The organism is Novosphingobium naphthalenivorans NBRC 102051 (assembly GCF_001590985.1).
GTDB lineage: Bacteria > Pseudomonadota > Alphaproteobacteria > Sphingomonadales > Sphingomonadaceae > Novosphingobium > Novosphingobium naphthalenivorans.
In genome coordinates this window covers 19238-40084 of record NZ_BCTX01000046.1, presented here as the reverse complement: position 1 = coordinate 40084, position 20847 = coordinate 19238, and the positions used below count along the sequence as shown (strand labels likewise).

General features: G+C 66.7%; 18 protein-coding genes. 13 read left to right on the top strand and 5 right to left on the bottom strand.

The window, feature by feature from the left end; translation table 11 throughout:
* Positions 1-346, top strand: a 346-nt coding sequence (locus tag NN5_RS15430; protein WP_067735062.1) for a type II toxin-antitoxin system VapC family toxin, incomplete at its 5' end; no start/stop codon positions are given.
* Positions 343-1983 carry a recombinase family protein gene (locus NN5_RS15425; protein ID WP_067735060.1) on the top strand — a complete coding sequence of 547 codons (1641 nt, stop codon included), beginning with the start codon at positions 343-345 and terminating at the stop codon, positions 1981-1983. The genes NN5_RS15430 and NN5_RS15425, both read left to right, overlap by 4 nt.
* A gap of 35 nt (positions 1984-2018) precedes the next feature.
* Here the strand turns inward: NN5_RS15425 and NN5_RS15420 are convergent, their stop codons facing one another.
* Positions 2019-3005, bottom strand: coding sequence for a CorA family divalent cation transporter (locus NN5_RS15420; RefSeq protein ID WP_245656522.1), 987 nt, complete (start codon positions 3003-3005; stop codon positions 2019-2021).
* A 124-nt stretch (positions 3006-3129) separates the two neighbouring features.
* Between NN5_RS15420 and msrB the strand changes: the two genes are divergently transcribed.
* Both msrB and NN5_RS15410 read left to right on the top strand, forming a co-directional pair.
* Positions 3130-3528, top strand: a complete 399-nt coding sequence (gene msrB, locus NN5_RS15415) for a peptide-methionine (R)-S-oxide reductase MsrB (RefSeq protein ID WP_067735056.1) — start codon at positions 3130-3132, stop codon at positions 3526-3528.
* Between the two features lie 136 nt (positions 3529-3664).
* Entirely contained in the window at positions 3665-5860 is a 2196-nt protein-coding gene (locus NN5_RS15410; protein ID WP_067735053.1) for a transglycosylase domain-containing protein, read from the top strand.
* Between the two features lie 394 nt (positions 5861-6254).
* Here NN5_RS15410 and NN5_RS15405 read toward each other — a convergent pair whose 3' ends face one another.
* The 3 genes from NN5_RS15405 to hflK form a co-directional block, all read right to left on the bottom strand.
* Positions 6255-7790, bottom strand: a complete 1536-nt coding sequence (locus NN5_RS15405) for a Do family serine endopeptidase (protein ID WP_067735076.1) — start codon at positions 7788-7790, stop codon at positions 6255-6257.
* A gap of 140 nt (positions 7791-7930) precedes the next feature.
* Entirely contained in the window at positions 7931-8770 is an 840-nt protein-coding gene (gene hflC / locus NN5_RS15400; RefSeq protein WP_067735050.1) for a protease modulator HflC, read from the bottom strand.
* The gene (gene hflK / locus NN5_RS15395) at positions 8770-9906 is read right to left on the bottom strand and encodes a protease modulator HflK (protein WP_067735047.1); all 1137 of its coding nucleotides are present in this window, start codon (positions 9904-9906) and stop codon (positions 8770-8772) included. The genes hflC and hflK overlap by 1 nt, the downstream gene beginning before the upstream one ends.
* A 179-nt stretch (positions 9907-10085) precedes the next feature.
* Here hflK and NN5_RS15390 point away from each other — a divergent pair, with 179 nt between their 5' ends.
* The 5 genes from NN5_RS15390 to NN5_RS15370 all read left to right on the top strand — a co-directional run bounded on the left by NN5_RS15390 (position 10086) and on the right by NN5_RS15370 (position 16581).
* Complete coding sequence (locus NN5_RS15390) at positions 10086-11093, top strand: Mrp/NBP35 family ATP-binding protein (protein WP_067735044.1); 1008 nt, start codon at positions 10086-10088, stop codon at positions 11091-11093.
* On the top strand, positions 11093-13351 hold the full coding sequence (locus tag NN5_RS15385; RefSeq protein WP_067735041.1) for a xanthine dehydrogenase family protein molybdopterin-binding subunit: 2259 nt from the start codon (positions 11093-11095) through the stop codon (positions 13349-13351). Before NN5_RS15390 ends, NN5_RS15385 begins: the two co-directional genes overlap by 1 nt.
* Positions 13351-14364 carry a ferrochelatase gene (gene hemH, locus NN5_RS15380; RefSeq protein WP_067735038.1) on the top strand — a complete coding sequence of 338 codons (1014 nt, stop codon included), beginning with the start codon at positions 13351-13353 and terminating at the stop codon, positions 14362-14364. The genes NN5_RS15385 and hemH overlap by 1 nt, the downstream gene beginning before the upstream one ends.
* Before the next feature lie 144 nt (positions 14365-14508).
* Positions 14509-15516 carry a helix-turn-helix domain-containing protein gene (locus NN5_RS15375; protein WP_067735035.1) on the top strand — a complete coding sequence of 336 codons (1008 nt, stop codon included), beginning with the start codon at positions 14509-14511 and terminating at the stop codon, positions 15514-15516.
* A gap of 162 nt (positions 15517-15678) precedes the next feature.
* Positions 15679-16581, top strand: coding sequence for an HpcH/HpaI aldolase/citrate lyase family protein (locus NN5_RS15370; RefSeq protein WP_067735033.1), 903 nt, complete (start codon positions 15679-15681; stop codon positions 16579-16581).
* Positions 16582-16598: 17 nt separating this feature from the next.
* On the opposite strand, the gene NN5_RS15365 is transcribed toward NN5_RS15370, so the two are convergent.
* Positions 16599-17336, bottom strand: a complete 738-nt coding sequence (locus NN5_RS15365) for an energy transducer TonB (RefSeq protein ID WP_067735030.1) — start codon at positions 17334-17336, stop codon at positions 16599-16601.
* A gap of 386 nt (positions 17337-17722) precedes the next feature.
* Between NN5_RS15365 and NN5_RS15360 the strand changes: the two genes are divergently transcribed.
* Genes NN5_RS15360 through NN5_RS15345 form a run of 4 tightly spaced genes read left to right on the top strand, consistent with a single transcriptional unit; the run spans position 17723 to position 20839 of the window.
* Positions 17723-18310 (top strand): PepSY-associated TM helix domain-containing protein, encoded by a 588-nt coding sequence (locus NN5_RS15360; protein ID WP_067735073.1) that lies wholly within the window; start codon positions 17723-17725, stop codon positions 18308-18310.
* 14 nt (positions 18311-18324) lie between these two features.
* The gene (locus NN5_RS15355; protein ID WP_067735027.1) at positions 18325-18810 is read left to right on the top strand and encodes a DUF2271 domain-containing protein; all 486 of its coding nucleotides are present in this window, start codon (positions 18325-18327) and stop codon (positions 18808-18810) included.
* A gap of 44 nt (positions 18811-18854) precedes the next feature.
* Positions 18855-19841 carry a DUF4198 domain-containing protein gene (locus NN5_RS15350; RefSeq protein WP_067735023.1) on the top strand — a complete coding sequence of 329 codons (987 nt, stop codon included), beginning with the start codon at positions 18855-18857 and terminating at the stop codon, positions 19839-19841.
* A gap of 11 nt (positions 19842-19852) precedes the next feature.
* Positions 19853-20839 carry an FAD:protein FMN transferase gene (locus NN5_RS15345; protein WP_174523905.1) on the top strand — a complete coding sequence of 329 codons (987 nt, stop codon included), beginning with the start codon at positions 19853-19855 and terminating at the stop codon, positions 20837-20839.
* Positions 20840-20847 lie beyond the last annotated feature (8 nt).

The following is a 20847-nucleotide window of genomic DNA, read 5'->3' as shown; positions in this document are numbered from 1 at the left end:
CGAGGAGCAACTGTTCCTCAGCGTCGTATCGCTGGCTGAATTGCGGCATGGCATTGAGCGGCTCGATGACGGCGGCCGAAAGGCCGCGCTCGACGTCTGGCTGACGGAGCAACTGGCTCCCCGCTTCGAGGAGCGTTTGTTGCTTGTCGATCCCGGTACAGCCGATCAATGGGGCCGGGTGGTGGCCCGGACACAATCCGCAGGACGGCCCATAGGTGCGATGGATGCCTTCCTTGCCGCGCACGCGCTCCAGCACCAGCTTACGCTGGTCACGCGCAATGTTTCCGATTTCGAGGCGGCCGGTGTTCGCCTCTTCAATCCCTGGACCGAAGGGAAGTCATCATGACCCGTGTCGCGCTCTATGCCCGCTATTCCTCGGACCAGCAGAATGCGGCCTCGATCGCCGATCAGCTGCGTATCTGCCACGAACGGGCCGAGCGTGAAGGCTGGCAGGTTGTCGCCACTTACGAGGATGCTGCGATCTCCGGTGCCAGCCTGATCCTGCGTCCCGGTATCCAGACGCTCATTCAGGATGCACGGACGGGCCAGTTCGATGTAGTGCTGACCGAAGCGCTCGACCGTCTCTCTCGCGATCAGGCCGATGTCGCGACACTCTTCAAGCATCTCCAGTTCGCAGGGATTCCCATGGTCACGCTGGCCGAAGGAGAAATCAGCGAACTGCACGTGGGCCTCAAGGGCACGATGAACGCCTTGTTCCTCAAGGACCTGTCGAAGAAAACGCACAGGGGCCTGCGCGGGCGCGTCGAGAAGGGCTTTTCTGCAGGGCCTGTCGGTTACGGCTACCGTGTAGTGCGGCGCCTCTCCAGTGAAGGCGAACTGGTGCGGGGAGAGCGTGCGATTGATCCGGCCGAAGCGCTCATCGTCCAGCGCATCTTCCGCGAGTTCGCTTCGGGCAAAAGCCCGCGATCCATCGCTGGCGATCTCAACGCGCAAGCAATTTCTGGTCCTTCGGGGCGCCCCTGGCGCGATACCACGATCCGGGGAGACGCGCGGCGCGGCACCGGGATCATCAACAACGAGCTCTATGTTGGCGTGATGGTCTGGAACCACAAACACTATGTCAAAGACCCGTTCACCGGACGGCAGGTCATGCGCCTCAATCCCGAATCCGAATGGATCAGGGCGGAAGTGCCTGCCTTGCGGATCGTCAGTGACGATCTCTGGCAGGCGGCCAAGCATCAGCAAAAAGCGCTTGCCGAGCGCTATGCATCGGTAAGGCGAGCCGTTCAGGCCAGAGGCATGTACGCCCACGCGCTGCGCAGGCCTGCTTACTTGCTATCCGGGCTGCTCGAATGCGGGGTCTGTGGCGGGACTTATGCCGTCGTCGTTGGCGACCGCTACGGCTGTGTCAACCGCCACCGCAGCCACACATGCACCAACAACCGGACCATCAGGCGCGCGGACCTTGAGCACCGGGCGCTTGCAGGCATCGCCGAGAAACTGGTTTCGGCGGACAAGGTCGAGGCGGCGGTGGCCGCTTATACTGAACTCATCAACCGGGAGAACCGCGAACGGCGCATTGAGGCCCAAGCGGACCGGCAGGCTCTTGCGCGGGTTGAGAAAGCCATCGCCGGAATGCTGACCGCGATCGAGGACGGGTTCTATCAGCCGTCCATGAAGGCCCGCATGGCCGAACTGGAGCGCGAGAAGGCCGAGATCACCACGCGCATGGCGGAAACCCCGCGCGACATTCCCGATGTCCATCCTGGTATTGCCGAAATCTACCGGCGTAAGGTCGCACGCCTGGTCGAGACGCTCGACGATCCCGACACGCGTCTCGATGCTTCAAGCGACATCCGTTCGCTCATCGGCAGGATTATCCTTCATCCCGGCGAGAAACGGGGCCAGATCCATGCCACGCTTCACGGCGAACTGATGGGCATTCTCGACTTTGTGAACGGTGCGTCGCAGCCCGGGGCCGGCCGAGTTATAACAAACGTGGCCTCGGGTTCGCGGGGATGACGGATAATAATGATAAGAACTACGGATTCAGGTCACTAGCGGAAAAATCCGCGAGCCCGCAGGAACAGGTACGTTGCCAGCGCCGCCGCTGCCGCGACGAGGGTCGCGCCCAGCGTGCCGTCGCGGCCGGTCATCGGCAGGTCGCCGGTGTTCATGCCGAAAATGCCCGTCACCAGCGTTGTCGGCAGCAGCAGGGCCGTCATCACCGAGAGGATATAGAGGTTCTGGTTCATCCGCAGGTTCGACTGGTCGCTGATTTCCTCGCGCACCGCGCGCAGCTGGCTCAGCACGCTCTGGATGTCGCTGTCGGCACCCTGCACGCGCTGCGAGAGCTTTTCGACCGTGGGCAGGATCTCTTCGGGCAGGTCGTCGTCGAGTTCGAGGCGGCGGAACACGCTCTGCATCCCTTCGAGCATCCGGTGGAGCTGGGCGAGGCGGCGGCGGATGTCCATCAGGCGGTGGCTGCCGGGCACTTGCCGTTCCTCCACCAGCGCGTCTTCGGCGGCCTGGACTTCGGAAGAGAGCCTGCCGGTGATGCGGGAGAAGTTTTCGAGGATGGCGCCGACGATCAGGTCCAGCCCGCGCGCCGGGGAGGTGACGATCTCGCTGTCGCGCAGCCGCCGGCGGGCGATGTCGGCGGAACCGATCGGGTGGTGCCGGGCCGAGACGATCAGGCCGGGCGTCAGCACCACGCGCAAGGTGCCGATGCGACCGGTGTCGCGCACGTCGAAATCGCGTTCGAAGTCGTGCAGGACGCAGGCGACGGTCTCGGCGTCCACCAGCGCGCGCTGGTGCTTGTCCTGGGAAAGCAGGATATCGCGTGCGGCGGGCGAAAGTTCAGGCGTGGTTTCGATCCACAGCCGCGTGCCGTGGTCGGCCAGGTTGAGGTGCAGCCAGCGGACGAAGCCGGCGTGCGGGCTATCGCAGTTTTCGACTTCGCGCCGTTCGCCCGGCGCGAAGTCGATGCCCCAGATCAGTCCGGGGCCCTGCCCCATCGGGACCCTTTCGTGGGGTTGCTCCATTTCCCTCTCCTCACCATTCCGCGAGCGACAGTCTAGCACGGAACCAAGACGGTTGGAGGATATCCGCCGCACTGGAAAAGAGGGGCTCGACGCGCCATATCCCGGCCCAAGGAGAAGCCAGACAATGACCGACAAGCTCAATCTTACCGATGAACAATGGCGCGAGAAGCTCTCGCCCGAGCAGTACCACGTGCTGCGCGAGGCCGGCACCGAGCGGGCCTTCACCGGCAAGTACGAGAAGAACAAGGCCGAGGGCATGTACTATTGCGCCGGTTGCGGCGCGCCGCTGTTCTCGTCGGAGAGCAAGTACAATTCGGGCTCGGGCTGGCCGAGCTACACGGCGCCGGTGGGCGAGGGGGCGGTCGACGAGCACTGCGATGTCTCGCACGGCATGATCCGCACCGAAGTGACCTGCGCGAAGTGCGACGGGCATCTGGGCCACCTCTTCCCCGATGGTCCGGCGCCGACGGGGCTGCGCTATTGCATCAACAGCGCCTCGCTGGATTTCAAGCCGGAGGAATAGGAGCCGTTTCGGCAGGATTTCGACGAATGGCGAAGGGGCACCGGCGGGCATCGTTAACCCCCGGTTACAAATCGCCGTGCAAGGTGTAGGAAGCGACCGGACGTCTCTGTCTGCAAGAAGGGTTTCTTCCTAACACATGGCCAAGAATTCCGGCCGGGGCCGCAAGTCGAGCGGCCCTTCCTCCCGACCCAAAAAGCCGCTCTGGCGCCGTATCGTGGGCCGCGTCCTCATCTGGGGCGTGGCGCTCGGCCTGCTGGGCGCGGTCTTTCTGGGCACGGCAGTGTACTTCACCATGCGCGAGCTGCCCAGCTACAGCGCGTTGAAGAGCAGCCAGAACGGGCAGATGATCGTCGTGCGCGCGCGCGACGGGACGGAGCTGGTTTCGCTCGGGCCGAGCTATGGCCGGTGGCTGTCGGGGGACCAGATTCCCCCGATCATGAAGAAGGCCATGGTCGCGGTGGAAGACCGGCGCTTCTATTCGCACATCGGCGTTGATCCGCTGGGCCTGCTGCGCGCGGTCTATACGGCGATGACGGGGGACAAGCGGATTGCCGCGACATCGACCCTGACCCAGCAGCTTGCGCGCAACATCTTCCTCAACAATTCGCGCAGCTATGTCCGCAAGGCGCGTGAGGCGGTGCTGGCGCTCGCGCTGGAGCGCAAGTTCTCCAAGGACCAGATCCTCGAACTCTACCTCAACAAAGTCTATTTCGGCGGCGGCGCCTATGGCATCGATGCGGCGAGCCGCAAGTTCTTCGGCCACCCCGCCACCGAGCTGACGACGCCCGAGGCCGCGATTATTGCCGGACTGGTGAAGGCGCCGTCGAACTATTCGCCTACCGCCGACCTGCAGGCTTCGATCGATCGCGGCAAGGTCGTGCTGGGCCTGATGGCCAAGAACGGCGCGATCTCTCAGGAAGAGGCGGACAGCATCGACTTGTCCACGGTCAAGGTCGCCAAGGAAGAAGGGCAGAACTCGGTCCGCTACTTCACCGACTGGGCTCTGCCGCAGCTCGATCTGCTGCTGCCAGAGACCAACGAGCCGATCGAGGTATGGACCACACTCGATCCGGCGATGCAGAAGGCGGCGACCGCTGCGATCGACAAGAACGCGCCCGCGGGCACGCAAGGCGCGCTGGTCAGCCTCGACCGTGACGGCGCGGTGCTGGCCATGGTCGGCGGCACCGACTACGTCACTTCCAACTACAACCGCGCGACCGAAGCGGTACGCCAGCCCGGCTCGGCCTGGAAGCTGTTCGTCTATATGGCCGCGCTGGAGGCAGGCTATACGCCGAGCGATCGCGTGGTCGACGAGCCGGTCACGATCGACGGCTGGAGCCCGCAGAATTCCGGCCGCAACTATGCCGGCGAAATCGACGTGCGCACCGCCTTTGCCTATTCGAAGAACACCATCGCGGCACAACTCGGCAACGAGGTCGGTTTCGGAACTGTCGCCAGCATGGCGCGCCGCTTCGGCATCACCACCCCGATCAACACCCAGCCCGCCATGGTGCTGGGGACGTCTGAAGTGCGCGTGATCGACATGACCCGTGCTTTTGCGGAAGTGTCGGCAGGCGGGACCTCGGTCGAGCCCTACGGCATCACCAAGGTGACGACCACCGGCGGCGAAGTGCTCTATCAGCACAAGTCGGTGCAGGGACAGGTGCTGGTGCCGCATTACGTGGCCGCCGGGATCACCGACATGCTGCAGACCGCCGTGGCTACCGGCACCGGCCGCGCTGCGCAGATCGGGCGACCGGTCGCAGGCAAGACGGGAACCACCAGTTCCAACAAGGACGGCTGGTTCCTCGGCTTTTCGAGCGGGATCACGACCGGCGTGTGGATGGGGCGCGACGATGCCAAGGCCGTGGGCGGCCTGTCGGGCGGCCATGCCCCGGCGCGCGCCTTTGCGGATTACATGAAGGTCGCCGTCGCCAAGCGCCCGGTCGAACAGTTCGACACCAAGCTGCAGCTGCCCGAATGGCAGCTTGAGCCGGATGACGAGCAGCTTCAGGGCAATCCCGACGATTACTACTACACCGACGAGAACGGGAACCTCGTGCATCCGGGCAGCGGAACGCAATACGACGACCAGCCGCGCTACGAGGACGGGACCGTGGGGCCCGGACCGGGACCGGGCACGCCGCAAGTGCCCGACTACGGCCCGCAGAACGGATCCGCGCCGCCGGCTGCCGCCAACGACGATTTCCTTGACCGTGCAACCGGCCGGGGCGCGCAGGCGCAGGATCCGGGGCTTCGTCCGGGGCAGGGCGCCGGAGCGGCGCCGCGTCCATCGCCCACCCCGGTGCGAACGGCGGGCAGCGGGCTCTGACACTGTCTGGGCTGCTGCCGGTTCACGGAGCGTCCTGAGTCTGACCTGCACCAGTTTCCGTTCGTGTCGAGCGAAGTCGAGACACGAACGGCGGTGACGCGGATTTTGTGCGGCTTGCACCGACACCATGACTGGTTGATCAGAACTCGCGTCCCGTCTCTTCGTCATTGCGAGGCCGAAGGGTGAAGCAATCCAGAGCGGTTCGCGCCGACACTGGATTGCCGGGTCGGCTTCGCCTCCTCGCAATGACGAAGGGGGAGAGGAACCTCATCGCAAGTTCCGGTTTGAGACGCGACTGTTCGGCGTTCTCCCTGTCAAATGCACGCTTCAAACAAAACGCCCGCCGGGATCAACCGGCGGGCGTCTTTGCATTTCTGGCGCGGACTTCGTGGGGTCAGCGCAGGCGGATCGGCACGAAGACCGGCGACTGGCCGCGCGGCTGGACGCGCAGGAGCAGGGCCGAGCGGCCGTCGGCCTTGGCGGCCTTGATCGCGGCTTCGAGATCGGCGCCCGAAGTCACGTCGCGCCCGTTGGCGGACAGGATGATGAACCCGCGCGAGAAGCCCTTCTGGCCGGCATCCGAGCTGGGATCGACGGCCACCACGACCACGCCCTTGGTATCGTCCGCCGCGCCGAGCTGGCGCGCGATCTGCGGGGTCAGAGGCGTGACCGAGAGGCCCAGGGCCTTCTCGATGGTACCCTGCTCCTGCTGGGCGGGCGGATTGTTGAAGGGGTTGTCGTCCTGATCGCTGTCGGGCGCGAAGGACTGGGCCAGTTCCTGATCGCTCGGGCGCTTGGCGACGGTGGCGGTCACCGTCATCTTGCGGCCGCCGCGGATCAGCTCGACCGGAATGCGGCTGCCCGGCTCGGTATTGGCCACCAGATAGGACAGCGTCTGGTCCTTGGTGACTTCCTTGCCGCCCACCTTGACGATCACGTCCCCGGCCTTGATGCCGGCCTTGGCGGCGGCGCCATCGGGTTCGGTAGCCTGGATGAACTCGCCCTTGTTGTGTTCAAGGCCGAGCGAATCGGCGAGATCGTCGGTCAGCGGCTGGATGCGCACACCCAGGTATCCGCGCTCGATGGCCTCGCCCTTGATCAGCTTCTGCACGATCGGCGCGGCGGTTTCGGCGGGGATCGCGAAACCGATGCCGACGCTGCCGCCGGTGGGCGAGTAGATCGCGTTGTTGATGCCGATGACCTGGCCGCTCATGTCGAACATCGGCCCGCCCGAGTTGCCGCGGTTGATCGCGGCGTCGGTCTGCAGATAGCGGTCATAGGCCCCGCCATTGCCGGTGTTGCGGTAGACGGCAGAGATGATGCCGGCAGTCACGGTGCCGCCGAGGCCGAACGGGTTGCCGATGGCGATGACCCAGTCACCCACGCGGGCGTGGCGGGAATCGCCGAAATTCACGAAAGGCAGCGGCTTCTTGGCGTCGATCTTCAGCACCGCGAGGTCCGAGGCGGCGTCCTTGCCGATCAGCTTGGCGGGGTATTCGTCGCCATCAGCCATGGTGATGGTGATCGATTCGACCTCGCCCTTGCCCTCGGCGGTAATGACGTGATTGTTGGTCACCACGTAGCCGTCGGCCGAGATGATGAAGCCCGAGCCCAGCGACTGCGCTTCGCGTGTCTGCGGGCCGGTGCCGCCGCCCTGATTGTTGCCGAACAGGCCTTCGAACGGCGTGCCGGCGAACGGATTGTTGCTCTGCACCTGGATGCGCTGGCGGGTGGAGATGTTGACCACCGCCGGCGCGAGCTGTGCGGTCAGGTCGGCGAAACTGGCGGGCGCCCCGGCCTTGGGGACAACCTTCGATATCTGGCTCGCCTCGTTCTGGGCGACTTGCGCACCGGCGGGAAAGCCGGTCGTCAGCGAAAGGGTTGCGCCTCCAAGAAGGAGCGCCGTCGTCAATCCATAAGCGTATCGCACGGGCTTCACGTCCTTTGATTCCTCCGTTGTGGCGGCGCCGCGGCGCCATCCTCCGACCCCGCCCCGGTTGACGCCCTGCTGGCTTAACCGGGATTGAATGGTGCCGGCATTGTGCCCCCTTTTCGGCCCATTCCGGCCGGTCACGGCTCCCTGAAGTGCTTCAGGTAGGCGTTATCGGGTGACAGCACGAATGTCTTCGCGCCCCCGTCCCTGGCGAATGCGACCCGGTAGCTCTGCATCGAGCGGTAGAAGTCGTAGAAGGCCGGGTCCTTGCCGAAGGCGTCGGCGTAGATCTTGGCGGCCTGCGCTTCGGCATCGGCACGGATGATCTGGGCATCGCGCTGGCCCTGGGCGGCAATCGTCTTGGCTTCTTCCTGACGCGAGGCTTCCATGCGGGCGAAAGCGCTTTCCAGTGCCCCTTCGGGCAAGTCGGCGCGCTTGATCCGCACATCGACCACTTGCGCGCCGTATTCACGCGCCTCACGGTCAAGCAGGTCGCGGATGTTCGCCATCGCCTGACCGCGCTCGGCCGTCAGCAGCGACTGGAACGTGCGCTTGCCCAGTTCCTGGCGGACGACCGAGGACAGGATCGGTTCGAGCTGCTGCGTCACCCGGTCGGTCGTGCCAGCGGTCTCCACCATCCTGACCGGATCGATGATGCGGTAGCGGGCATAGGCATCGACATTGAGGCGCTGCTGGTCGGTCGAGAGCACCTGCTGCGACTGCATGTCGACCGAGAGCAGGCGTTTGTCGATCCGCTGGACTTTGTCGATCAGGGGCACGCGCAAGTGAATGCCGGCGTCGGTCTGCCCGAAATCGGCCTTGGCCCTGTAGGGGTTGTAGACCGCGACCGGACGGCCGGTGCGGATCACGACGGCCTGCTGGTCTTCGGGCACGATGATGACGCTCATCATCAGGCCTGCGGCCACGACGGCTGCGGCAATCCAGGCCGCCTTGTAGTTATGCCAAAGGTCCCCCATCACTGGCCTCCCTTGGCGGTAACGGTCGTGGTGGAATCATCGCTGCTGCTGCGTTTCATTTCCGGCAGGGGCAGGTAGGAGGTCATGCCCTTGGCTTCGGCGACAACGGTATCATTGTCGCGCAGCACGCCTTCCATGGTTTCGTAATACATACGGCGCTTGGTCACCTCCGGTGCAAGCTTGTACTGCTCATAGACCTTGTCGAAGGCCTGGGCATTGCCCTGGGCTTCGGCCAGCTTCTGCTGCGCCCAGGCCCGCGCCTCGGAGCGGTCGCGTTCGGCTTCCTGCTGGGCGACGGTAACTTGCTCGAAAGCGGACTTGGTCTTGGCCGGCGGGTCGGCTTTCTTGATTTCGACGCCCTGCACCGCGACGCCCGATTTGTAGTAGTCGAGGATGCGCTGCATACGTTCGCGCACGTCCTGCTCCACTTGCGCGCGGCCGGCGCCGGAAATCGCATCGTTGAGCGAGATCTGCGCGATCGAGGCGCGCATGGCCGCTTCGGCCACTTCGCGCACCGTCTCCTGCGGATCGGCCAGGCGGAACTTGTAGTCCTTCAGGTTCTTGATGTTCCAGCGCACGAGGTAGCTGAGATCGACGAGGTTCTTGTCGCTCGTCAGCATCAGCTTTTCGTTGTCGTTGTCGGGGATCATGTCGACCCGGAACGAGCGCACGTCCTCTACGTCGATCTGTTCCACCGGCCAGGGGAGCGTGAAGTTCACGCCGGAATCGACCACGCGCGAATACTTGCCGAACGTCGTGACCAGCCCCTGCTCCTTGGGGCCGATGGTGTGGACCATCGAGAGCCCCAGCAGCGCGGCCACGGCAAGGCCGATGCCGAGCGGCAGCCACGACTTGCCGTCGGGCCGGCGCGGAAGCTGGGGAAAGCCGGGGCCGCGCGGCCCGCCGCCGGACTTGCGCGGATCGCGGCTGCGGAAGATGTCCTCGATGCTGGCGGACCGGCGCGGCGGCGTCTCGCCGCCGGGAAGCCAGGGGTTGCGGGGCCCCTCGGCGGGCTTGCCGCCGGGCTCGCCGCCGCCTTGCTTGTCTTCGCCGTTTTCGCTGCCGGGCCCGTCACCGTTACCGCCGCCGCTGCCGTCACCACTGCCGCCGCCCCAGGGGCTGTTGCGGCCCGCCATGGCCAGACCATTGTCTCCGCCGGGGTTCGTTATCGCATCACCGATTGCTTTCATGGGGCTATCTATAGGAACCTGCTGCGCAAATAACAGGGCCTCTCTTGCCCTTTTTCCGCGACTGCGCCACCTGAGCGGCAATCCCGCCGCGCAAAGGCGCGGCCAGGCGCGAACCCGGAGACTGCATGACCAACGACGCTTCCGACCGACTGAAGGCCCTGCTGGCACCGGAAGAGGCCGCGCGGGTGCAGTCGCTGCGGCTGGCCGATGGCCGGGTGACGATCGTGCTCGATGCCGCGGGCATGGATGCCCGGGCGCGCACGATGCTGGAAGCTTCGGTGACTCAGGCGCTGCAAGCGGCTTCCGGCGTGTCCGAAGTGCGGGTGGCGCTGATGGCGGACAAGGCGGATGCGGACAAGGCCGGCGCGCCGCAAGGGGCGAAGCCGGTGCAGCGGATCATCGCGGTCGGTTCGGGCAAGGGCGGGGTCGGCAAGTCGACGGTCGCCGCGAACCTTGCCGTGGCGCTGTCGCGGGCGGGCCGCAAGGTCGGGCTGGTCGATGCGGATATCTACGGTCCCTCGCAGGCGCGGCTGCTCGGCACGGAAGGGCAGAAGCCCGTCGCGCATGACAACCGGCTGGTGCCGGTGGCGAGCCGCTGGGGCGTGCCGGTCCTGTCGATGGGGCATCTGTCCGATCCGGGGCAGGCCATCGCCTGGCGCGGGCCGATGGCTTCGGGCGCGCTCACGCAGCTGCTCGAAGGCCACTGGGACGATGCGGAGATCCTTATCGTCGACCTGCCGCCGGGCACTGGCGACATCCAGCTGACCATGTTGCAGAAGTTCAAGCCGGCCGGTGCCGTGATCGTCTCGACGCCGCAGGATCTTGCGCTGATCGATGCCACCCGCGCGGTGGAACTGTTCGAAAAGGGCGGCGTGCCGGTGATCGGCGTGGTCGAGAACATGGCCGGGTACATCTGCCCGCACTGCGGCGAAGTGAGTGATCCCTTCGGCACTGGCGGCGCCGAGGCCTGCGCGAAGAGCATGGGCACACCGTTCCTTGGCCGCATTCCGCTCGACATCGCGATCCGCCGCGAAAGCGACGCCGGTACGCCTCCGGCGGCGGGCGATGGACCGCAGGCGGGCGCCTTCGCGGATCTGGCGCGCAAGGTCGCGGACTGGCTGGATACGAACTGATGACGGTTTCCCGGCGCGGCATCCTGATCGGGGCGCTGGCCGGTGGCGGGCTCGCGCTCGGCTATTTTCTGCGCCCGCGCCATTTCCCTCTGCCGCTGGCACCGGGCAAGGGCGAATTCGCATTCGACGCCTGGATCAAGATCGGCACCGATGGCGTCGTGTCGGTCGCCGTCCCGCAAGTCGAGATGGGGCAGGGGGTGACGACGCTGATCCCGCAAGTCGTCGCCTATGAACTGGGCGCGGACTGGCGGCAGGTGGCGGTCGAGCCGGCGCCGGTCAGCGCACTCTATGCCAATCTCGCACTGGCCGCGCGCTGGGCGCCGCTGTGGATGCCGCTCATGCCCTCGCTCGGCGAGGACCCCGATGGTTTCGTCACGCGCCGCTGGGCCGAGGATCACCGCTTCAACGCCACCGCCGACGGCCTGTCGCTGGCGGCCTACGAGGCGCCTGCGCGCGCGGCCGCCGCTTCGGCGCGGGCCATGCTGATGCAGGCCGCCGCCGCGCGCTGGGGCGTGGCGTGGGAGGAATGCGACGCGCAGGGCGGGTTCATCGTCCACGAGGGCAAGCGCCTGCCGTTTGGCGCGCTGGCGGAAGAGGCTTCGGCCTATGCCCCGCCATCGCCCCCGCCGCTGCGCACCGATGCCGTGGCTGAGGATCCCGAGGAATTCCCGCCCGGCGCCGCGCTGCGCTATCCCCGGCTCGACTTGCCGTCCAAGGTCGACGGATCGTGGACCTTCGCGGGCGATGTGCGCTTGCCGGACATGCTCCATGCCGCGATCCGCCACGCGCCGCTTGGCGCCAGCGCTTCGCTTGTTGGGATCGACGAAGAAGCCGCGAAGCCGATGAAAGGCTTCGTGCGCACGGTGAGGGGCGAGGGCTGGGTGGCTGCCGTCGCGCGGGACTGGTGGACGGCGGAAACCGCCCTCACGCGCATGAAGCCGCGCTTCAAGGTCGCCGCCGGTGTCGAGAGCACCGATGTCGACAACACGCTCGACGAGGCGATGCGCACGGGGCAGGTGCACCGTATCCATGCCTCGGGCGACATGGCGGTGGTGAAGGGCGGTTTGCCGTTGCAGCTGCGCTACGAAGTCGCGCCCGCGCTTCACGCCACGATCGAGACGGCCAGCGTGACCGCGCGGCTGGAAGGCGGACTGCTGGAACTGTGGGTGGGCACGCAAGTGCCCGAAGCCACCCGCGAGGCCGCGGCCCGCGCGGCCGGGATCGAAGTCTCGCACGTGGTGCTCTATCCGATGCCGCTGGGCGGCAGCTTCGACCGGCGGCTGGAAATGGGGCACGCCGTGGAAGCGGCGATCCTGGCGAAGGAAACCGGCCGCCCGGTGCAGCTCACATGGTCCCGCCGCGAAGAAATGCGCGCAGGGCTGCCGCGCACGCCGGTCGTGGCGGTGATGGCGGGGCGGTTCGACACCGAAGGCGGCATTGCCGGCTGGCGCGCGCGCGTGGCCATGCCGGCAAGTGCGCGCGAGTTCGGCCGCCGCCTGTTCGGCGGCGATACGCAGGCCGAGGCGATCCGCGCCGTGGCCGGCAAGGACGATCCGCTCGCGCTGGAAGGCGCGGTGCCGCCTTATGCCATCCCCAATGTCGCGATTGATCATATTCCCACGACGATAGCCCTGCCGACCGCGCGCCTGCGCGGCAATGCCCATGGCTACACCGCTTTCTTCAACGAAAGCTTCGTCGATGAAATGGCGCACAAGGCCGGGCGCGAGCCGCTGTCCTACCGCATGGCGATGCTGGGCAAGGACCCGCGCCTCGCCGAATGCCTCCAGCGCGTCGCGGCCCTCGCGCAATGGGGCGGCGGCGGCGACAACAGCGGGCAGGGCATTGCCTGCCATGGTATCGGAGAGGGCCGCATTGCCCTGATCGCCAGCGCTCGCCGCGACGAGAACGGCGTGCGCGTCGACAAGCTGAGCGCGGTTGCCGACATCGGCCGCATCGTCAATCTCGACATCGCCCGCCAGCAGATCGAGGGCGGGCTGGTGTTCGGTCTGGGGCTGGTTCTGGGCTGCTCGGTCCGGTACGAGGGCGGACGTCCGGGCAGCGAGCGGCTGGGCGATCTCGGCCTGCCCACGCTGGCGGATTGCCCGGCGATCGACGTGGAATTTGTCCAGAGCACGGCCGATCCGGCCGATCCGGGCGAACTGGGTGTCGCGGCCGTCGCGCCTGCGGTTGCCAATGCGCTGTTTTCGGCGACGGGCCTGCGGTTCCGCCGCCTCCCCCTTTTCGACGAGGAACTGTGATGCTGCCGCCCGATCATCCTTCCATAGCGACCGGCGGCATCGGCGTTCTGCTCGTCAATCTCGGCACGCCCGATGCGCCGACGCCCGATGCCGTGCGCCGCTATCTCGCCGAGTTCCTCTCGGACAAGCGCGTGGTGGAAATTCCGGCGATTGCCTGGAAGCCGATCCTGCACGGGATCATCCTGCGCACGCGCCCGGCAAAGTCCGCCCATGCCTATGCGCAAGTGTGGACGGACAAGGGCTCGCCGCTGGCCGCCATCACTGCCGCGCAGGCAGAAGGGCTTCAGGCACGGCTGGGCGAGGGCGTGCGGGTGGACTGGGCGATGCGCTACGGCAATCCCGCGATCCCGGCAAAGCTGGCGGCGATGCAGGCGGCAGGCTGCGACCGTATCCTGATTGCTCCGCTCTACCCGCAATATTCGGGGGCGACGACTGCCTCGGTGATGGACAGCCTCGGCGACGCCCTGCGCGCGCTGCGCTGGCAACCGGCTGTGCGCACACTGCCGCCCTACTACGACGATCCGGCTTATATCGCCGCGCTGGAAGAGGATATCGCCGGGCAAATCGCGGCTCTCGACTTCGTGCCCGAAGTGCTGCTGCTGTCCTATCACGGGATGCCGGAGCGCACGCTGCACCTGGGCGATCCCTATCACTGCCAGTGCCGCAAGACATCGCGCCTGCTGGGTGAGCGGCTGGCGGCGCGGCTGCCGGGCCTGCGGATCGAAACCACCTTCCAGTCGCGCTTCGGCCGGGCCAAGTGGCTGGAGCCCGCGACCGAGACCGTGCTGGAAAACGAAGCGAAAGCGGGCACCCGCCGCATTGCCCTGGCCGCGCCGGGCTTTTCTGCCGATTGCGTGGAAACGCTGGAAGAACTGGCGATCCGGGGGCGCGAGGTGTTCGAAGGGGCAGGCGGGGAACGCTATGCCACGCTGGCTTGCCTCAACGACCGGGCACCGGGAATGGCGATGCTGGAGACGCTCGTGCGCCGCGAATTGGCGGGTTGGCAGGGCTGAGAGACTGTTTGGAAATTCGCCGAATGCGAATTAAGCGGACTTTGAGCCTTGCAAGGTTTTAATGCCGTTGCAGTTCTCGTATTCTTGACCTGATCTTCATTTGTTCTACTCTTGTTCGCATTGCGAAACACGGAGTCGAACCAGATGCGCGACACGGATTTCCTTCAGCCGGACTTTTCCTATTCGTCCCCGGGGCCGGGATACGGCACGATCGCGGGCGGTCTGCCGGTGGTGCTTTCGATCTTTGCCGACCGGGCGCATCTGCGCGCGTCCATGCGGGATGATGCGCTGGCCGCCGGACTGACCGTCACGGCCGTGGGGTCGCTGGCAAGCCTGCTGGAAGGGGACGCGCGGGCGCTCGGCGATGTCGTGATGGTTGATTGTCCGCAAGTCGATGCGGAGGCCTTGGCGGCACTCGCGCGGCTCGATCTGCGCGCGGCCCGCTGCGAGGCGCGGCTGATCGTCTCGACCAGCGTGGAAGCGCTCGATGATGTGTTTTCGTGCATGGACCAGTCGGCCCCGGTGTTGCTGGTCGATCCCAACCGCGCCGAACGGGTAATCGCGCTGGGGCAGGTTCTGGCCGGTTTCGGCCCCGCCCGGCTGCGCGAGCTTTCGGAGGATGACCGGCTGATGCTGCTGCGCCTGTCCGATCAGGTCGGGCAGATCGCGGGGAAGATCGAACGGCTGGCGCCGCCGGACGGCTCGCTCGTCAAGGATGCCGGGAACAGCGCGTTCCGGTTTGCCAGCGCTTCCGCCGGTTCCGGGCGGATCGCCGACGAGCTTGGCGTCCTGCCGCCGGGAAAGCGCTACGCGGCCCGGCCATCGCTCCCGGACGCGCGTCTGGTGCGCAAGATCATCCGGCAGCGCCAGCAGCGCGCGCAGTATTTCGAGGCTGGTCTTTTCGCCGATCCGGCATGGGATATGCTGCTCGATCTCGCCGCGGCCCGGGTTGAGCACAAGCGGGTCTCGGTGACGTCGCTGTGCATTGCCTCGGGTGTGCCGCCGACGACGGCGCTGCGCTGGATCGGGCAGATGGTGGAAACGGGGTTGTTCGCGCGCGTCTGCGACGACAGCGACCGCCGCCGCGCCTTCATCGAACTGACCGACAAGGCAGCCGAGGCCATGGCCCGCTACTTTGCCGGCAGGGAGTGATCGCGGGCCGATGCGCTTGCAGACGGGGCCTTGTAGACGGGGCTTGTGGGCGGGTCTTGCAAGACAGGCCTTGCAGACAGCGAGGTGTTTGGGCTTTTAGGCTCCTGCGCCATCAAGGCTGCGTATCCTTCCCCATCAAGGGCGAAGGGATCGAGAGGATCGATGTCCGTCACTCCCACACCCTCGCACGAACCCGTCTCTGCCCGCTCCTGGCTCTTCGTGCCGGGCGACAGCGAAAGGAAGATGCAAAAGGCGCTGGAGAGCGAGGCCGATATCGTCCTGATCGACCTCGAAGACGCGGTGGCGATCGGCAACAAGGCGGCTGCGCGCCCGATGGTGCATGATTTCATCAAGGCGAACACCGAACAGCGCCGCCGCCTGTGGGTGCGGGTGAATCCGCTCGATGGGCCTTATGCCTTGCACGACCTTGCGGCCGTGATGCCCGCGCATCCGGGCGGGATCATGCTGCCCAAGGTCCATGGCCGGCAGGACGTGGAGTCATTGGACAAGTATCTGGAGGCGCTCGAAGTCGCCAATGGCATCGAACAGGGCTCCACCCCGGTCATCGTGCTGGTGACGGAAACGGCCGAGGGCATGTTCCACTGCGGCGATTACAAGGGGGCCCCGCGCGTGGTCGCGATGACCTGGGGGGCGGAGGATCTGGCCGATTCGCTTGGCGCTTCGTCCAACCGCAATCCGGACGGTTCCTATTCCTTTACGTATGAACTGGCGCGCAGCTTTTGCGTGATGGGCGCGGCGGCGGCCGGAGTGACGGCGATCGAGACGATCAGCGCCGATTTCCAGGATCTCGAAGCCCTGCGCCTGCGCGCGGAAAAGGTGCGCCGCGACGGCTATCGCGGGATGCTGGCCATCCACCCGGCGCAGATCCCGGTGATCAATGCGGCCTTCACGCCCACCGAAGTGGAAATCGCGGAAGCGCAGGAAATCGCCGATCTGTTCGCCGCGAATCCCGGCGTGGGTGCAATCGGCTGGAAAGGCGGGATGCTCGACCGTCCCTATCTCGCGCGGGCCGAGCGGCTGCTGCGGCAGGCGGGCAGGCTGTAACCTGCCCCGGCACCGAATCAGGCGTCCTTGGCAACCAGCACGAAGGGAATGGTGACGTAGCCGCGTACGGCCATGGCCGTCCCGCCGCGCGTGACCGGAGCCCAGCGCCATTCCCGGACGGCGCGCAGGGCGGCCCGGTCGAGCGCCTTGCTGCCGCTGCTACCGGCGATCTCGATGTCATCGACGCGCCCGTCGGCGCCGACCAGCACGAGCAGCTTGACCGTGCCCTGTTCGCGCCGGCGGCGGGCTTCCACCGGATAGACCGGCGGCTTGATGAAAAGCGCCTTGCCCGACAAGTCGCCGCCTTCCTGTGCCGCGGCGGTGGAGGCCGGTGCAGAGGCTCCCGCATCCACAGTCACCGGCTGGGGCACGGCGACTTGCGTCACCTGCACCGGTGGCGGCGGCACATCGAGCGCCACTTTCACCGGGCCCGGCCCCGGCAGCTGGATTTCCGGCTTGGGCACGAAGGCCGGGACCGGGGTTTCGATCGTCTTTTCGAGATGCTTGGGAGGCGGTGCCGCCTTGGGTTTCGTATCGAGATCCCGCAGGGTCATCACCGCCAGGTGAGGCCGCTTTTCGTGCTTGGTCACGATGTTGAGAGTCATCATGCAGGCCACGATCGCCAGCACCGTACCGGCTGCCGCGATCGTGGCGACAGGGCCGGAGCGGCGCGAGGGCTGATAGACGGAACGCTCGTAAGGTGCGGCCGACTCGGATGGTCCGGCATTGCCGGCATCGGTCCGGTCCGCACCCAATGAGATGGGTTGAGAGCGTGCAATAGCGCCTTTTTCCGCCGTTTTCGGGAACCGTTTGTCCGAATTCGCTTGAAACGCTGTCGCTGCGAGTGTCGCCACGCCTGCCCTCATTCCATGAATAGTCAATATTGCGAGTTATTCTCATATGCATTAAGAGGCGGTTTGTCCAGACGCTGCTGGATGCCGGACAGACCTTCCCGGAAGGGTGCCGGGTCCGGCCCGATCCCCCCGCGAATGAAGGAATGCCCGCCTTGGAAGCTGCTGACGTTGCCGACCGACCTGCCTGCCAGACGGGTGCCCGGCAAAGCCACCGAGCGGCGGGGGCGGATGGCGGTGCTGCAAAGCCGCTTGCGCGGGGCAAGCCCCGCAAGGCGCGCGCGTTCTGGCTGAAGCAGTTGCATACCTGGCACTGGATGAGCGCGGCGATCTCGCTGGCCGGAATGCTGCTTTTCGCGATCACCGGCATCACGCTCAACCATGCCGCGTCGATTTCCGCGCAGCCGGTGGTGACGGACAGCACGGGCCGCTTGCCGCCTGCGTTGCTGCGCCGCCTGCCCGCGCCGAACGACGGCCATGCGCCGTTGCCCGCCGCTGTCGCCAGCGCCGTTGCTGCCGCCGTTCCGGTCGATCCGGCGGGCCATGCGGCTGACTGGACGGACGAGGAGGAAGTCTATGTCGCCATGCCCGGTCCGGGGCGCGATGCCTGGGTCGCGATCGACCGGACCTCCGGCGCGATCACGGCGGAAAGCACAGATCGCGGCTGGATCTCCTACCTCAACGATCTTCACAAGGGCCGCAACACCGGCTCGGCGTGGTTCTGGTTCATCGACCTGTTCGCCCTCGCCTGCGTGATCTTCACGCTGACCGGGCTGTTCCTGTTGCAGCTTCACGCCCGCCATCGCCCTTCGACCTGGCCGCTGGTGGGGCTGAGCCTCGCGCTTCCCGTGCTGCTGGCCCTGTTTTTCATTCACTGAGCGAAAGACCCGAAATGAAATCGAAAGTCCTTCCTGCCGTCCCGCTGCTCGTCGCCGGGACGATTGCCACTCCGGCGACGGCCGCGACGGTCAGCGTCACGCTGCCGCGCATCGACGTGGCCGAATATCACAAGCCCTATGTCGCGGGCTGGCTTGAACCGGCGGATGGCGGCCCGGCGCGCACGGTTTTCGTGTGGTATGATCTCAAGAAAACCGGCCGCGAAGCGGGGACCAAGTGGCTGGTCGATCTGCGCAGCTGGTGGCGCAAGGGCGGGCGTTCGATGAAGCTTCCGGCAGACGGCGTGAGCGGCGCCACCCGCGCGCCCGGCACGTATCAGATCCCGCTGCCCGCCAATCTCCCCGCCGGGCAATACGTTCTCAAGGTCGAGGCCGCCCGGGAATCGGGCGGGCGTGAGCTTGTCTCGGTTCCGATCACCGTGCCCGGCAAGGGCGGCTCCGCTTCGGGCAAGGCCGAGCTGGGCGCCGTTACCGTCCGCTGACATTCATTTTCCGGGCCGTCCGCCCCGATATCCGAGGACCTTACATGCGTATCATCACACTGTTTTCCGCAGCCTCTGCCCTGAGCGTGGCCCTGAGCGCGGCCTTTGCCTCTCCGGCACTGGCGCACAGCCAGTGGCTGCTCCCTTCAACTACGGTTCTGGCCGGGACCGGCAACGGGGTGACGGTCGATGCCGGAACGTCCACGGTACCGTTCTATGCCGATCATTTCCCGATGGGCATCGATGATATCAAGGTTTGGGCGCCCGACGGAAGCGAAGGGAAGATTCAGAACCCGGCGACGGGGCGCTATCGTTCGACGTTCGACGTCATGATCGATCAGCCCGGCACGTGGAAGATCGGAGTCGAGCAGGCGTCGGTCTTCGGCAGCTTCGTTCTCGATGGCGAGATGTGGCGCGTGGGCGCCATGCGGCGGCCGCCGGCCGGGGCTGGCATGGGCCCGGGTGGTCCGGGCGGCCCCGGTGGTCCGGGCGGCCCCGGTGGCCGGGCCGGGCCGGGCGGGCCCGGCGGTCCGCAGGGCGAAGGCCGACCCGGCGGCGAAGGCGGCCGTGCCCGTTTCGATCCGGCGCATGTCGTCGCCAGCCCTGCCGAGATCCCGGCCGGGGCGACCGATGTCAAACTGAGCGAGAGGATTTCGCGCAATTTCATCTTCGTGACGGCGGACGCGCCGACGCAGAGCGTGTTCAAGCCGGCCGGCAAGGGGCTGGAAATGGAGCCGATAACGCATCCCGACGCGCTGGCTTCCGATGAGGAAGGGCAGTTCCGCTTTCTGGTGGACGGCAAGCCCGCGGCGGGCGTCAAAGTGACGGTGGTTCCGGGAGGCAAGCGCTTCCGGGAAGCGGACGATGCGCAGCAACTGACCACCGGGCCCGATGGCGTGCTGCGTGTCAAATGGCCGGTCGCGGGGATGTACTGGCTCAATGCCGAAATGACCGACCATCGTGCCAGCGATCCGCGCGTCACCGAACGGCGCATGTCGTACACTACGACGCTGGAAGTGGTGGCGCCCTGATCCGCCCGCCCATGCGCCTTGCCGTTCCCCTTAAAATCGATCCCGCCGCTCTCGCCGGCTGGCGGCGCGATGCGCCGCTGGCCGAGCTGGGCGGGGAGACGATGGGAACGGTCTGGCGCGTGCGCATGGCCTGTCCGCCGGGACTGGACAGCGCCGTGCTCGAAGCCGCGATCACGGCGCGTCTGGAAGAAGTTCTGGCGCAGATGAGCCATTGGCGCGAGGATTCGGTGCTTGGCCGGTTCAATCGTGCGCGCGGCGGCGAATGGTTCGTCCTTCCCGCCGATTTCGCGCGCGTCCTGGAAGCCGCGCTGGACGTGGCCGCGCGCAGCGGCGGCGCCTTCGATCCGGCGATCGGCGAACTGGTCAATCTCTGGGGACATGGCCCCGTCTCCCGCCCGGAGCCTCCCACGCAAGCCGAGCTGGCTCTGGCGCGCACGCGGGCGGGCTGGCATCGCCTCGCTTACGAGCCGTCCACCCGGCGGCTGCGCCAGCCCGGCGGGCTGCACCTCGATCTTTCCGGCATTGCCAAGGGCTTTGCCGTGGACGCGCTGGCCGGTGTGCTGCGCCGCTATGGCTGCGGACATGCGCTGGTGGAAATTGGCGGTGAACTCGTGGGCATGGGCATGAGGCCTGATGGCGACCCGTGGTGGGTCGATCTGGAAACGCCCGCGGCGGATATGGCCCCGTTCCGCGTGGCGCTGCACCAGCTCGCGGTCGCGACTTCGGGGGACTACGTGCGCGGCCGCCACACGATTGATCCCCGTAATGGCCTGCCGGTAGAGCATACCATGGCGGTCAGCGTCATCCACGGCGAGGCGATGCTGGCCGATGCCTGGGCCACCGCGCTCGGCGTCTTGCCGCCCGGGGAGATGCAGGCCCTGGCCTGCCGTGAAGCCCTGTGCGTGCGGGCGCTGGTGCGCGAACGCGATGATATGGTCGCGGAATGGATCAGCCCGGCGCTGCAAGCGCTCCTGTGCGAGCCTGCCGGAGCGGTGTGACCGGGCGG

What these genes read in the sequence shown, in the direction of transcription:
- NN5_RS15425 (WP_067735060.1), top strand. Translation starts at nt 343, where the DNA reads ATGACCCGTGTCGCGCTCTATGCCCGCTATTCCTCGGACCAGCAGAAT.
- NN5_RS15420 (WP_245656522.1), bottom strand. Translation starts at nt 3,005, where the DNA reads ATGGAGCAACCCCACGAAAGGGTCCCGATGGGGCAGGGCCCCGGACTG.
- msrB (WP_067735056.1), top strand. Translation starts at nt 3,130, where the DNA reads ATGACCGACAAGCTCAATCTTACCGATGAACAATGGCGCGAGAAGCTC.
- NN5_RS15410 (WP_067735053.1), top strand. Translation starts at nt 3,665, where the DNA reads ATGGCCAAGAATTCCGGCCGGGGCCGCAAGTCGAGCGGCCCTTCCTCC.
- hflC (WP_067735050.1), bottom strand. Translation starts at nt 8,770, where the DNA reads ATGGGGGACCTTTGGCATAACTACAAGGCGGCCTGGATTGCCGCAGCC.
- hflK (WP_067735047.1), bottom strand. Translation starts at nt 9,906, where the DNA reads ATGGCGGGCCGCAACAGCCCCTGGGGCGGCGGCAGTGGTGACGGCAGC.
- NN5_RS15390 (WP_067735044.1), top strand. Translation starts at nt 10,086, where the DNA reads ATGACCAACGACGCTTCCGACCGACTGAAGGCCCTGCTGGCACCGGAA.
- NN5_RS15385 (WP_067735041.1), top strand. Translation starts at nt 11,093, where the DNA reads ATGACGGTTTCCCGGCGCGGCATCCTGATCGGGGCGCTGGCCGGTGGC.
- hemH (WP_067735038.1), top strand. Translation starts at nt 13,351, where the DNA reads ATGCTGCCGCCCGATCATCCTTCCATAGCGACCGGCGGCATCGGCGTT.
- NN5_RS15375 (WP_067735035.1), top strand. Translation starts at nt 14,509, where the DNA reads ATGCGCGACACGGATTTCCTTCAGCCGGACTTTTCCTATTCGTCCCCG.
- NN5_RS15370 (WP_067735033.1), top strand. Translation starts at nt 15,679, where the DNA reads ATGTCCGTCACTCCCACACCCTCGCACGAACCCGTCTCTGCCCGCTCC.
- NN5_RS15355 (WP_067735027.1), top strand. Translation starts at nt 18,325, where the DNA reads ATGAAATCGAAAGTCCTTCCTGCCGTCCCGCTGCTCGTCGCCGGGACG.
- NN5_RS15350 (WP_067735023.1), top strand. Translation starts at nt 18,855, where the DNA reads ATGCGTATCATCACACTGTTTTCCGCAGCCTCTGCCCTGAGCGTGGCC.
- NN5_RS15345 (WP_174523905.1), top strand. Translation starts at nt 19,853, where the DNA reads ATGCGCCTTGCCGTTCCCCTTAAAATCGATCCCGCCGCTCTCGCCGGC.